The sequence below is a fragment of the Kineococcus sp. DHX-1 genome, assembly GCF_042473625.1.
GTDB lineage: Bacteria > Actinomycetota > Actinomycetes > Actinomycetales > Kineococcaceae > Kineococcus.
Map to the genome: position 1 here is coordinate 326,177 of NZ_CP170445.1, position 12,667 is coordinate 338,843.

10 protein-coding genes are annotated in these 12,667 nt (G+C 74.1%); 5 read left to right on the forward strand and 5 right to left on the reverse strand.

The window, feature by feature from the left end; all coding sequences use genetic code 11:
- The first annotated feature begins 1 nt into the window (after window position 1).
- From ACFEMC_RS01560 to ACFEMC_RS01570, 3 genes are read left to right on the forward strand one after another with little or no spacing between them, the layout of a single operon-like run.
- The gene (locus ACFEMC_RS01560) at window positions 2-886 is read left to right on the forward strand and encodes a carbohydrate ABC transporter permease (RefSeq protein ID WP_366174698.1); all 885 of its coding nucleotides are present in this window, start codon (window positions 2-4) and stop codon (window positions 884-886) included.
- Complete coding sequence (locus tag ACFEMC_RS01565) at window positions 886-2,028, forward strand: ABC transporter ATP-binding protein (protein ID WP_380172933.1); 1,143 nt, start codon at window positions 886-888, stop codon at window positions 2,026-2,028. The genes ACFEMC_RS01560 and ACFEMC_RS01565 overlap by 1 nt, the downstream gene beginning before the upstream one ends.
- The gene (locus ACFEMC_RS01570) at window positions 2,025-3,131 is read left to right on the forward strand and encodes an ABC transporter ATP-binding protein (protein ID WP_380172935.1); all 1,107 of its coding nucleotides are present in this window, start codon (window positions 2,025-2,027) and stop codon (window positions 3,129-3,131) included. Before ACFEMC_RS01565 ends, ACFEMC_RS01570 begins: the two co-directional genes overlap by 4 nt.
- Before the next feature lie 94 nt (window positions 3,132-3,225).
- Here ACFEMC_RS01570 and ACFEMC_RS01575 read toward each other — a convergent pair whose 3' ends face one another.
- The 4 genes from ACFEMC_RS01575 to ACFEMC_RS01590 form a co-directional block, all read right to left on the reverse strand.
- Complete coding sequence (locus ACFEMC_RS01575; protein ID WP_380172937.1) at window positions 3,226-3,726, reverse strand: hypothetical protein; 501 nt, start codon at window positions 3,724-3,726, stop codon at window positions 3,226-3,228.
- 58 nt (window positions 3,727-3,784) lie between these two features.
- The gene (locus ACFEMC_RS01580; protein ID WP_380172938.1) at window positions 3,785-5,389 is read right to left on the reverse strand and encodes a diguanylate cyclase; all 1,605 of its coding nucleotides are present in this window, start codon (window positions 5,387-5,389) and stop codon (window positions 3,785-3,787) included.
- A 230-nt stretch (window positions 5,390-5,619) separates the two neighbouring features.
- Window positions 5,620-6,570 carry an MBL fold metallo-hydrolase gene (locus ACFEMC_RS01585; protein ID WP_380172940.1) on the reverse strand — a complete coding sequence of 317 codons (951 nt, stop codon included), beginning with the start codon at window positions 6,568-6,570 and terminating at the stop codon, window positions 5,620-5,622.
- A 33-nt stretch (window positions 6,571-6,603) separates the two neighbouring features.
- Window positions 6,604-7,452 carry an alpha/beta fold hydrolase gene (locus ACFEMC_RS01590; RefSeq protein WP_380172942.1) on the reverse strand — a complete coding sequence of 283 codons (849 nt, stop codon included), beginning with the start codon at window positions 7,450-7,452 and terminating at the stop codon, window positions 6,604-6,606.
- Window positions 7,453-7,754: 302 nt separating this feature from the next.
- Here ACFEMC_RS01590 and ACFEMC_RS01595 point away from each other — a divergent pair, with 302 nt between their 5' ends.
- A complete protein-coding gene (locus tag ACFEMC_RS01595; protein WP_380172944.1) occupies window positions 7,755-8,345 on the forward strand; it encodes a cell wall-binding repeat-containing protein in 591 nt (196 codons plus the stop codon).
- Window positions 8,346-8,347: 2 nt separating this feature from the next.
- On the opposite strand, the gene ACFEMC_RS01600 is transcribed toward ACFEMC_RS01595, so the two are convergent.
- On the reverse strand, window positions 8,348-9,898 hold the full coding sequence (locus ACFEMC_RS01600) for an FAD-binding oxidoreductase (protein ID WP_380172946.1): 1,551 nt from the start codon (window positions 9,896-9,898) through the stop codon (window positions 8,348-8,350).
- Between the two features lie 110 nt (window positions 9,899-10,008).
- Here ACFEMC_RS01600 and clpB point away from each other — a divergent pair, with 110 nt between their 5' ends.
- Complete coding sequence (gene clpB / locus ACFEMC_RS01605; RefSeq protein WP_380172948.1) at window positions 10,009-12,654, forward strand: ATP-dependent chaperone ClpB; 2,646 nt, start codon at window positions 10,009-10,011, stop codon at window positions 12,652-12,654.
- The last annotated feature ends 13 nt before the right edge of the window (window positions 12,655-12,667 follow it).

Sequence of the window (12,667 nt, forward strand, 5' to 3'; positions counted from 1 at the left end):
CATGGCGATCACGTCGCGGTTCGCCCGGGAGCTCACCCCCGGCCAGAAGCGGGTCACGCCCGGGTCGGTGGTCGCGGACCTCGCGATCCTCGCCTGGTTCGTGTTCTCCCTCTTCCCCCTCGTGTGGATGGTGCTGCTCGCCCTCAAGAACGACGCGCAGCAGACCTCGACCTACTTCGAGTTCTCGCCCACGCTCGCCAACTTCGGGACGGTCCTGTCCCAGCGCGGTGAGGACCTCACGAGCGTCGACTTCGGTCACGCCATGCTGACGAGCGTCCTGAACTGCGCGGGCGCCGTCGTCGTCTCCCTCGTCGTCGGCATCCCGGCGGCGTACGCGGCGGGCCGGTGGAAGTTCCGGGGTTCCGAGGACCTCATGTTCCAGATGCTGTCCTTCCGGTTCGCCCCCGAGCTCATGGTCATCGTCCCGCTGTTCGTCATCTACAACACGCTGGGCATCTTCGACACCAAGCTCGGCATGGTGTGGGTCCTGCAGCTGGTGACGATGCCGTTGGTGGTGTGGATCCTGCGGTCCTACTTCACCGACCTCGCCCCGGAGCTGGAGCAGGCCGCCCTGCTCGACGGGTACACCCGGACCCGCGCGTTCCTCACGGTGGCGCTGCCGCTGGTCCGCCCGGGCATCGCGGCCGCCGCCCTGCTGGCCTTCATCTTCGCGTGGAACAACTACCTCTTCCCCCTGATCCTCACCGACTCCCAGGCCACGACGGTGACGGTCGCCGTCACGAAGTACCTCGGCGGCGGCGGGCAGGCGTACTACAACCTCACGGCAGCCGCGGCCATCCTCGGCGCGCTGCCGCCACTCGTCCTCGCGCTGACCATCCAGCGGTACCTGGTGCGGGGCCTGTCGTTCGGGGCGGTGAAGGCCTGATGGCCACGGTGCGCATCGCGAACCTGTCCAAGACCTACGGCACGGGCAAGTCGGCCGTCGAGGCGCTGCACGACGTCGACCTGTCCATCGGCGACGGTGAGTTCTTCGTCGTCCTCGGGCCGTCCGGTGCGGGCAAGACGACGATGCTCAAGAGCGTCGCGGGCCTCGTCGAGGTCGAGCAGGGCGACGTCGAGATCGCCGGGGTGTCGATGGACGGCGTGGAGCCCTACCACCGCAACGTCGCCATGGCGTTCGAGAGCTACGCCCTCTACCCGCAGAAGACGGTGTTCGACAACCTCGCCTCGCCCCTGCGGTCGGGGCGCACGGGGAAGTACACGGCCGAGCAGCAGCGCCAGCGCATCGACGCCGTCACCACGACGCTGGGGATCAACCACCTGCTCAAGCGCTTCCCCCGCGAGCTGTCCAACGGCCAGCGCCAGCGCGTCGCCCTCGGTCGGGTGCTCGTGCGGCCGGCGGACGTCTACCTCCTCGACGAACCCCTGTCCCACCTGGACGCCAAGCTGCGGGCGCAGATGCGCGCCGAGCTGAAGCAGCTGGGCGAGATGTCCAACACGACGTCCCTCTACGTCACCCACGACTACCAGGAGGCCCTGGCGCTGGGGAACCGCATCGCGGTGCTGCGCGCGGGCCGGGTCGTGCAGGTCGGGACGCCCGAGGAGATCTGGCGCCGGCCCGTCGACACGTTCGTCGCGAAGGCGCTGGGGCAGCCGGAGATCAACCTGTTCGACGTGACCGCGGCCGACGGCGTGCTGCACGGCGCCGGTGGGGACCTGTCGGTGCCGCTGCCCCGCCACCTCGACCTGCCCGGCGGGCGCGCCCGCATCGGGATCCGTCCCCGCGACCTGCAGCTCGGTCCCGGCGGGCCGGGGGCGTTGTCGCTGCGCGGCCGGGTGTCGCTGGCCGAACGCCTGGGCCGGCTCATGGAGTTCAGCGTCGACGTCGGGCCGGAGGGGCGCACCGAGCACGTCATCGTCGTCGCCGACTCCGACGCCGGTGCCCGCGAGGGCGACGTCGTCGACCTGCACCTGTCCCTGGAGGACGTGCACGTGTTCGCCCCCGCCGAGTCCGCCGCGGACTCCGTCCGGCTGGGGTCCGCCACGCAGGAGAGGGTGTCCCGGTGAGCGCCACGACCGTGATCCAGCCGACGGCCAAGGCGCTGGTGCTGGAGGACCTGCACAAGCGGTACGAGAGCCGGGGCCGGGAGGCGTTCCACGCCGTCAAGGGGATCGACCTGCACATCGAACCCGGTGAGCTCGTCGCCCTCCTCGGCCCGTCGGGGTGCGGGAAGACGACGACGCTGCGGATGATCGCCGGGTTGGAGACGGTGACCTCCGGGGACATCCGGATCGGGGACCGCTCCATCCCGCACCTGCCGCCCGGCAAGCGCGACGTCGGGGTCGGGTTCGAGAGCTACGCGCTCTACCCGCCGCTCGACGTGGAGGGGAACCTCTCGTACGGGCTGAAGGCGCGTGGGGTGAAGGACGCCGACGCCCGGGTGCGGGCCATCGCCGAACGTCTGGAGATGACCGACCTGCTGCCGCTGCGACCCGCAGGGTTGTCCAGCGGGCAGAAGCAGCGCGTCGCGCTCGCCCGCGCCCTCGTCCGGAACCCACCGGTGCTGCTGCTCGACGAACCGCTGTCCCACCTCGACGCCGCCCAGCGCCAGCGGGTGCGTCGCGAGCTGAAGGTGCTGCAGCGGGAGTTCGGGTACACGACGATCGTCGTCACCCACGACCAACTCGAGGCCCTCAGCCTCGCCGACCGGCTCGCGGTCATGGACGGCGGGACCATCCAGCAGTTCGGCACCGCCGACGAGATCTTCGACGACCCCGCGAACCGGTTCGTGGCCGACTTCGTGGGGGAGCCGAAGATCAACCTCGTCGAGGGCATCGTGGACCGACCCGGCACGGTCCGCGTCGGCCGCGACGGCGTGCTCCCGACGAGTTCCGCCGCCGCCGCGGGAACCGCCGTCACCGTCGGCGTCCGCCCCCAGGACGCCCGGATCGCCGGGGCAGGCGAGGCCTCGGTGCCCGGGGAGGTCCTCGTGTACGAGAACGTCCTGGAGTTCGGCCTCGCCACCGTGCGGGTCGAGGGGCTCGACTCCTCGGTCGTCGTGCAGACGCCCGCGGACGTCACCTACCGCCGCGGCGAGACGATCCGCCTCACCGCACCGCCGGAGCGGGTGTACCTGTTCGAGCCGGAGGGGGGAGCGCGAGTCCGGTAGGTGGTGCCGAACGGCTCCTCCGCCGTGCGCGGGGGAGCCGACGCCAGGGACGGGACGACCTGGTGGCCGCGAGCCGGTCGAGTTCCTCGTCGCGTCAGGTCGTCGAGCGCGGACCGCACCCGTGGGCGGGATCGCGGTTCGGGTCGGGCAGCGTCGCGGAGTCGATGGCGTACGTCCCCTGCCCCTCGGCGAAGGTCGAGCTGAACGTGACCTGGGCGATGAGCTCGCCGTCCTCGTCGACGGCCCGCAGGGGCTGGTCGAGGGGCGGGCGGGGGTCGCTCCGCGTCAGGTCGGACAGGGCGGTGAAGGCCTCGACGTTCCCCTGCGCCCGGCCGAGCGCTCCGAGGAAGTAGGGGTCGTCCGTCAGCTGCGGCGCCCGCTCGCGGAGGTCGTCGAGGGTCCAGCGCGCCAGGCGCAGGTGCTCCTGGAAGAGCTGGTGGGCGTCGGGGGACCCGGCGATCGACTCGTAGGTGGCTCCGCCGTAGCACCGGGTGGGGACGTCCGGCACCGGGGCGGGTGCGCCGCTGGCCCCGGCGAGGAGCAGCGGACCGGCGACGACGGTGACCAGGCCGACCGCGCCGTGCAGGAACCTCATCCGGCGATGGTGCCAGGAACCTGGCCGCCGGGCCCAGGTGTCGCCTCCGCCGGAGTTCTCACCGCTCCGCTGCGGCCCCGTCCGCCGCCACCACGCGGTCCCGGCCCGCCGCCTTCGCGGAGTACAGCGCGCGGTCGGCGGCCGCGAGCAGCGCCGGCGCGTCGGCGCCGTCGCGCGGGGCGACGGCGGTGCCGATGGACACGGTGGGGCGCACCGCAGTCGCGGTGTCGTCCACGGGGACGCACAACCCCGCGCACGCGGCCCGCAACTGCTCCGCGCGGGCGGCGAGGACCCGTTCGTCCGCTCCGGGGAGGACGAGGACGAACTCCTCGCCACCGGTGCGCGCGACGAGGTCGCCGGGGCGGGCGGACGCCGCGAGGACCCGGGCGATCTCGACCAGGACGCGGTCGCCGGTGGCGTGCCCGTGGGTGTCGTTGACCTGCTTGAAGTGGTCGACGTCGAGGACGAGCATCCCCACGGGTGCCCGGTGTGCTCCCGCCACGAGCGCCGCGGCCGCGGGGTCGAAGTGGCGTCGGTTGTGCAGCCTCGTCAGCGGGTCGCGGACGGCTTCCTCCGCGAGTCGGGCCCGCAGTTCCTCGGCCACGGCGACCTGCTCCTCGAGCCGTTCGCGGGCCTGGACGAGTTCGGTGACGTCGCGGCCGACGACGACCCGGCCGAGTTCCCGGCCGCGCCGGTCGACGAGGGGGCTGATGCGCACGTCGAGGTGCAGGTCGCCGGCGTACCGGATGGCGTAGCTCAGGCCCTCCGGCGGGAGTTCCCCGAGGGCGCGGGGGGTGAGGAACAGGGACGCGGGCAGACCGACGGGATCGTCGGGGAGGTCCGGTCGCCGGGTCCGCAGGTAACGGCGTCCGGCGCCGTTCACGTCGACGACCGAGCCCCCGGTGTCCACCACGACGATCGCGTCCTGGACCGTTTCGAGCACGCGTTCCCGGGCGACGGGGACGACGCGCAGCAGGCCCGCCCGCAGCAGGGCGTACGCGTCCAGGAGCGCGGTGACGGTGAAGAACAACGGCGTCAGGTCGCGCCCGGACAGCGCCGTGGAACCGGCCAGCACCACGACGTTCCCGGCCAGCGGGACGACCCCGGCCACCAGCAGGAGGCCGAGTTGCCGGCGCAGCACGGCGGACCCGTGCCACCACGCGACGACCAGCCGTCGGAACGCCAGGCCCAGCACGAGGTAGCACCAGGCCGTGTGGACCCAGAACAGGGGACCGAACTCGTCCCGGAACCACGGGAACCGGTCCAGCGGCACGATCCGGCTGAACACGAGGTGGTGCCACGGGTCCGTCGCGACGGCGAGCAGGACGGCGGCGGGGACGCCGGCGAGGAACGCGGTGTGCCGTCGACGGGGACGGAAGTGCGGGTCGCAGGCGAACCGGGCGAGCAGGTACAGGCTGACGACGGCGCCGAGGATGCCGACGAACGAGACGTAGACGAGGGCGTCGTGCACGGCCCGGCCGACGGGGAAGCTGAGGGGAGCCCCGACGGCCGACCAGAGCGTGAGGCTCGCCGCAGCGCCGACCAGCGCGCCCGCTGCCGGGGTCGTGGCGCGGTGGCGCCAGGCGATGACGGCCGTCACCAGGTTCAGCAACGCGGCGACGACGAACGCGGCGCACAACGCTGTGGCGAGCGGGTCGATCACCGCGGTCGCGCTCCTGTCCTCCGGCACTCCGGGCCGCTGCGGCCGCCCCGGGGTGCATCGGTGCCGGTCGGCACCCCCTTGACCTCCCGTCCCCCGGTCGCCCGGGGAGCGGCGGACCGGTCAGTCGCGGTCCAGGTCGTCCGCGACCTCCTCCTCCGGTCGCGGGGGGACGTCCTCGTCCACCTCCAGCTCGGGGACGGGCGGGTCGTGGGGGTCGAACGCGGGCTGGCTCATGCCGCGACGCTACTGCGGGCGGCGCGCGGCGGCACCGGGACGACGTCGAGGTCGCGCACCACCTGCACGGTGGTCCGGCCTCCGGCCGCGGCCACGGCCGCCCGGGCCTCCTCCTCGAGTTCCGCGCCGTCGTACCGGGCCGAGACGTGCGTCAGCACGAGGCTGCGCACGCCCGCGCGCGCCGCGGTCTCGCCGGCCTGCCGCGCCGTCAGGTGCCCGCGGGTGCGGGCCAGGTCGGCGTCGCGCTCGGCGAAGGTGCACTCCAGCACGGCGAGGTCGGCGTCGCGGACCACCTCGGCGACGGCCGGGCACAGCCGGGTGTCCATGACGAAGGCGAAGACCTGGCCCCGGCGGCGGCTGCTGACGTCGGCCAGCCGCACCCCGCGCAGTTCTCCCTGCCGCTGCAGGCGGCCGACGTCGGGGCCGGTGATGCCCGCGGCCCGCAGGGCGTCGGGGGAGAACGTCTCGTGCTCGGGTTCGACCAGCCGGTACCCGAGGGCCGGGACGCGGTGGTCCAGGGCCCGAGCCGTCAGGGCGGACCCGGCGACGTCGGCGACGGGCACCTCCTCGTCGAGGGCCGGGTGCCCCTGGACCGTGACGCGCACGTTCGCCTGCGCGACGACGGCGAGGGCGCGCAGGTGGTCGAACGCGTCCTCGGGGCCGTGGACCGTCACCTCGCGGCCGGGCCGGTCCTGCGCCATCCGGTTCAGCACGCCGGGCACGCCGAGGCAGTGGTCGTTGTGCCGGTGGGTCACGCAGATCCGCTCGATGCGCGGGGAGGACACCCCCGCGTGCAGCATCTGGCGCTGGATCCCCTCGCCCGGGTCGAACAGGACGGACGTGCCGTCCCAGCGCAGGAGGTAGCCGTTGTGGTTGCGCTCGCGGGTGGGGACGGCGCCTGCGGTGCCGAGGACGACGAGTTCGCGCGGTCCGCTGCCCAGGCTCACGGGCTCCAGTCTCCCCGCCGCCGTCGGGTCCGCTCAGCGGGGGCGGGGAGGGTGCCGCTCCCAGAACTCCAGGACGGCCGCGGCGAACTCCGCGGGCCGTTCCAGCGGCAGCAGCGTGCGGGCGCCGGGGACGACGACGACCCGTGCGTCGGCGCAGCCGGCCGCGCTCTCGCGCGCCTGTTCCGGTGTGAGGTCGCCGCGGTCGTCTCCGGCGAGCAGCAGCACGGGCACCGGGGAGCGCCGCAGTTCACCGCCGAGGTCGGCGCGTCCGACGACGAACGAGCGCAGCGTCTCCGCGACGCTGCGGGGGCGGGTGCCGTCGAGGCAGGCGTTCAGGACGCCGACGGCGGCCGGGTCGTGCTCGCGCGTCGCGTGCGTGAGCTGCGCGGAGACCACTGCCGAGCGCAGCGGGCCGACCGGACCCGTGCGCTCGACGACGTGGCTGAGGAACCCCAGCGTCCGGCGCCGGGACTCCGGCAGGGGGGACGTGGGCGCGCTCGCCGCGACGAGGGTCCGCAACCGGGACGGCCTGGTCCCGGCGAGCCGGTACCCGACGTGACCGCCCCACGAGTTCCCCACCCAGTCCACCGGGCCGGGGTCGACGACGCCGCGCTCGGCCAGGCCGTCGAGGAGGTCCTCGGCGGCCAGGGCGCACTGCGCCATCGTCGTGCGCCGCTCGAGCGGGTCGCTGGCTCCCCAGCCGGGCCCGTCGACGAGCACCAGCCGCCGCTCCCGGCCGAGGTCGGCCGTCACCCGGTCGAAGCTGCGGGAGTCGACGAACACGCTGTGCCACAGGACGGCCGTGGGCCCGTCGCCGACGGTGCGGACGGCCAGCCGGCCCAGTCGGGTCGGGACGAGAGTGGTGGACGTCTCGCCGCTCATCTGCGTGCACATCGCCGTTGACCGCTTCCGCACGTCGGGACGGCGTCGAGCCAGGGCCGCCTCGACGTCTTCGGGCGAGGGACACCGTAGGCCTGAGCCCCAGCACGCGGTAGGGCTGCGGGGCGGTTCGCCTCGCCCCTTTCGGGGGACAGCGGGCGCGAGCCTGACCTTCCGGGAACCTGACGATCCGTGCAGTGTTCGTGACGTTCCGGAGCGAGGCGGCGGAGCCGGGTGGTGCGGTCCCCCGAACGGCCGTGCGCACCGGCGCCGACGGGAACGCCGGGGGCCGGGGTCGGTGAACCGTGCTCCACGGCAGCGAGTCCGCGGCCTCGACACCCGGCCCGGAACCCCGGCCGGCCGAACACCTGGAGATCCCCGTGCGCACCCGGACCCTCGCCACCTTCGCCGCCGTCGGGCTCGCGGCGGTCGCCGTCGCGGGGGCGGGGTCGGCCTCGGCGGCCGACGCCCCGCACCTCAGCCGGGGCAGCCGCGCCCTGTCGCCGCTCGTGACGCACGGGCTGTCGACGGCGGCCACCTCCCAGACCGGCAGCTCCACCCCGTCCGTGCTGCGCATCGCCGGTGCCGACCGCTACGCCACGGCCGCCGCGGTCTCCCGCGAGCTCGGCTGGTCGTCCGAGAACGCCTCCGTGGTGTTCCTCGCCTCGGGCACCGCCCTGCCGGACGCCCTCGCGCTCGGCCCGTCCGCGCAGGGCACCGGCCCCGTGCTGCTCACCGAGCGCGACCGTCTGCCGGCGGCCACCCGCGCGGAACTGCAGCGGCTGCGTCCGTGCGCTCTCGTCGTCGTCGGCGGGACGCCGAGCGTGTCCCAGGCCGTCGTCGACGACGCCGCGCAGTACGCCGACGTCCACGGTCCGGGCTGCTCCGCCGTCTGACCTCAGGTCCTGATCCCACCCGGGAAGGCGAAGAGCCCGTCGGGGTCGACCGCGGTCGCGACCTGCTGCAAGCGCGCGCGGTTCGGCCCCCAGCAGGCCTGCGGCCGGTCCGGCAGGCCGGGGTCGGCGTAGTTCACGTACGCCGACCCGCCCGCCCACGGGCGCAACGCCTCCCGGGTTCCCGCGACGACGGCGTCGTGGGCGGCCGCGTCTCCCGTGCCCGTCCAGGTCGCCGTGTGCTGGACCGTGGCCAGGGCCGTCCGCCACGGGAAGGCGGTGGCGTCCGGGGCGACGTCGGCGACGGCACCGCCGAGGGCGTCGAAGGACATCCCGGCCTCGACGGCGCCCCGCGGCAGCGAGATGTCCTGCACCGCAGCCAGGGCCGCGTCGAGACCGTCCTGCGGCAGGGCCTTCGGCAGCATCGAGCTGGTCGCCGCGAACGGTTGGCGGTGCTCGGCGTCGAGCGCTCTGGTCGTGCACGCGTCCGCGTCCAGGCCGGAGCACCCGGCTTCGTAGGCCATGGCCGCGGTGTACGGCAGTCGCCGGGCCGACCGGGACGCCGGGGCGGGCAGGCCGGCGAGCAGGCCGGACAGGTCCGGCGCGCCGCTGCCCGTCCACGTGCCGGAGACCTGGACGCGGTCGCCGTCGGTGGGGTTGCGCAGGAGCTTGCACGTCGACCACAGCTCGCGCGGGGCGTCGGCCTGCCAGCGCTGCCAGGCTGCGAGCACGTCGGCGCCCGCCGACAGCGGCCACCGCGCGAAGAAGACCGCCACCTCCGGCGCGGGACGCACGGAGAACGTCCACGACGTCACCGCCGCGATGCCCCCACCCCCGCCGCGCAGCGCCCAGAACAGGTCCGCGTCGTCGCCGTCGGTGCTCTCGACGCCGACCGTGCGAGCCCGGCCGTCGGCCGTGACGACGTCGACCGCGGTGACCTGGTCGCAGGTGAGGCCGAAGGAGCGGGCGAGCACGCCGACCCCGCCGCCGAGCGTCAGTCCGCTGACGCCCACCGTCGGGCAGGACCCGGCGCCGACCGCGACGCCCGCCGCCCCCAGCGCTGCGTAGACGTCGATCAGCCTGGCCCCCGCACCGACCCGGGCCGTCCGCGCGTCCCGGTCGACCTCGACGGCCGCCATCGGTGAGAGGTCGGCGACCAGTCCGTCGCCCGCGGACCAGCCGCCGTAGGAGTGCCCGCCGTTGCGCAGGCGCAGCGGGACGCCGCCGTCCGCGGCGAACCGCACGCAGGCGGCGACGTCGTCGGCGTTCTCGCAGCGTGCGACCGCCTGCGGTGCAGGGGAGAAGCGCGGGTTGTAGAGGAGGGTCGAGACGTCGTAGCCCGACGTGCCGCGCAGGCTGACGCCGCCGGAGACGCGCAGCGAGCTCCACGCCGGGGACGGGGCGCCGCTGGGGGTTGCGCTGGTGCTCGTGGGTCCGGCCGGGGAACCGGAGGTGCCGGACGTGCACCCGGCCGTGGCGAGGGCGAAGCCCCCGGCCAGCCCACCCGACAGCAGGGCGCGGCGGGTCGGTCGTGCGGGACGGTGCGCGTTCTCCACCCGCCCACTGTGCTCCTCGGGTGACAGGCCCACCAGAGTTGAGCGGAACAAGCTCAAGTCTGGCAGAGTTGTCACCAGTGTCGTCAGTCCACACCGTCTGGAGGTAGTCCGTGGACCTCAAGCTCACCACCCGCGCCCAGGAGGCGCTGGCCGATGCGGTCGGTCGCGCCACCTCGGCCGGTCACGCCCAGGTCGAACCGCTGCACGTCCTCGCCGCCCTGCTGGGCCAGGACAACGGCGTCGCCGGGCACCTGCTCGCCGCCGTCGGCGCCGACCAGGCCCTCGTCGTCCGCCGCGTCGACGGCGCCCTGGCCTCGCTGCCGAGCGCTTCGGGCAGCAACGTCAGCCAGCCGCAGCTGTCCCGCCCCGCCCTGCAGCTCATGCAGGCCGCCGGGGACGAGGCCCGCGCGCTCGACGACGCCTACGTCTCGACCGAGCACCTGCTGCTCGGCGCGGCCGCCTCCACGTCCGCCGCGGGGGAGGCCCTGCGGGCCGTGGGCGCCACCCGCGACGCGCTCCTCGACGCCCTGCCGTCCGTCCGCGGCGGCGCGAAGGTGACCTCGCCGGACCCGGAGGGCACCTACAAGTCGCTGGAGAAGTACGGCATCGACCTCACCGCGCAGGCCCGCGAGGGCCGCCTCGACCCGGTCATCGGCCGCGACGCCGAGATCCGCCGCGTCGTGCAGGTGCTGTCGCGCCGCACCAAGAACAACCCCGTCCTCATCGGCGAGGCCGGCGTCGGCAAGACCGCCGTCGTCGAGGGCCTGGCCCAGCGCATCGTCGCCGGTGACGTCCCCGAGTCGTTGCGGGGCAAGCGGTTGATCTCGCTCGACATCGCCAGCATGGTCGCGGGCGCGAAGTACCGCGGGGAGTTCGAGGAGCGCCTCAAGGCGGTCCTCGCCGAGATCCAGGGGTCCGACGGGCAGGTCGTCACGTTCATCGACGAACTGCACACCGTCGTCGGCGCGGGGGCCGGCGAGGGCGCCATGGACGCCGGGAACATGCTCAAGCCCATGCTCGCTCGCGGGCAGCTCCGCCTCGTCGGGGCGACCACCCTCGACGAGTACCGCGAGCGGATCGAGAAGGACCCCGCCCTCGAGCGCCGGTTCCAGCAGGTGTTCGTCGGCGAACCCTCGGTGCCGGACACCATCGGCATCCTGCGCGGGCTGCGCGAACGGTACGAGGCGCACCACAAGGTCGCCATCTCCGACGCCGCGCTCGTCGCGGCCGCCTCGCTGTCCGACCGGTACATCACGGGACGGCAGCTACCGGACAAGGCGATCGACCTCGTCGACGAGGCGGCGTCCCGGCTGCGCATGGAGATCGACTCCTCGCCCATCGAGATCGACGAGCTCCGTCGCGCCGTGGACCGCATGAAGATGGAGGAACTCGCCCTCGGCAAGGAGGACGACGTCGCCAGCCGCGAACGCCTCGACGCCCTGCGCCAGAACCTCGCCGACAAGCAGGAGCAGCTCACCGCCCTCACCGCGCGCTGGGAGCAGGAGAAGGCCGGCCTGAACCGCGTCGGCGACCTCAAGCACCAGGTCGACGAACTGCGCTCGCAGGCCGAACGCCTGCAGCGCGAGGGCGACCTCGGCGCGGCCAGCGAGATCCTCTACGGCAAGATCCCCTCGCTCGAGGCGGAACTCGCCCAGGCGCAGGCCGCCGAGCAGGACGTCGCATCGTCGACCGGAGGGAGCGCCCCGATGGTCGCCGACGAGGTCGGACCCGACGACATCGCCGAGGTCATCGCGGGCTGGACGGGCATCCCCGCCGGCCGCCTGCTCGAGGGCGAGACCGAGAAGCTGCTGCGCATGGAGGAGTTCCTCGGCGCCCGGCTCATCGGCCAGGCCGCTGCGGTGCAGGCGGTCTCCGACGCCGTCCGGCGCTCGCGGGCGGGGGTCAACGACCCCGACCGGCCGACCGGTTCCTTCCTGTTCCTCGGTCCCACCGGCGTCGGGAAGACGGAACTGGCCAAGGCCCTGGCCGACTTCCTCTTCGACGACGAGCGCGCCATGGTCCGCATCGACATGAGCGAGTACTCCGAGAAGCACGCCGTCGCAAGGCTCGTCGGTGCCCCTCCGGGGTACGTCGGGTACGAGGAGGGCGGTCAGCTCACCGAGGCCGTCCGGCGCCGGCCGTACTCGGTCGTCCTGCTCGACGAGGTCGAGAAGGCCCACCCGGAGGTGTTCGACATCCTCCTGCAGGTGCTCGACGACGGTCGCCTCACCGACGGCCAGGGCCGCACGGTGGACTTCCGCAACGTCATCCTCGTGCTGACCTCGAACCTCGGGTCGCAGTTCCTCGTCGACCCGGAACTGTCGCAGGCCACGAAGCACGACGCCGTCATGACCGCGGTCCGGGCGAACTTCAAGCCGGAGTTCCTCAACCGCCTCGACGACGTCGTGGTGTTCGACCCGCTGTCGACGCAGGAACTGTCCCGGATCGTCGACCTGCAGGTGCAGAAGATGGCCGAGCGCCTCGCCGACCGCCGCCTCGTCCTCGACGTGAGCGACGCGGCGAAGGACTGGCTGGCGCTCACCGGCTACGACCCCGCCTACGGGGCCCGGCCGCTGCGCCGCCTCGTGCAGCGCGAGATCGGCGACCGCCTCGCCAAGGCGATCCTGTCCGGGGAGGTCCGCGACGGTGACACCGTCGAGGTGGACGTCGCCCGCGGCAGCTTCGACCTCGACGCCCCGGCGTCGAGTTCCTCCGGGCTCGTCGTGCGGCGGGCGGAGACGGCTGTCTCGATCTGAGGCGGCCTGCGAA

Bases quoted from the DNA above. Each gene is read 5' to 3' on its own strand.
- ACFEMC_RS01575 (WP_380172937.1), bottom strand. From the start codon at position 3,726: ATGAGGTTCCTGCACGGCGCGGTCGGCCTGGTCACCGTCGTCGCCGGT.
- ACFEMC_RS01590 (WP_380172942.1), bottom strand. From the start codon at position 7,452: ATGAGCGGCGAGACGTCCACCACTCTCGTCCCGACCCGACTGGGCCGG.
- ACFEMC_RS01565 (WP_380172933.1), top strand. From the start codon at position 886: ATGGCCACGGTGCGCATCGCGAACCTGTCCAAGACCTACGGCACGGGC.
- ACFEMC_RS01560 (WP_366174698.1), top strand. From the start codon at position 2: ATGGCGATCACGTCGCGGTTCGCCCGGGAGCTCACCCCCGGCCAGAAG.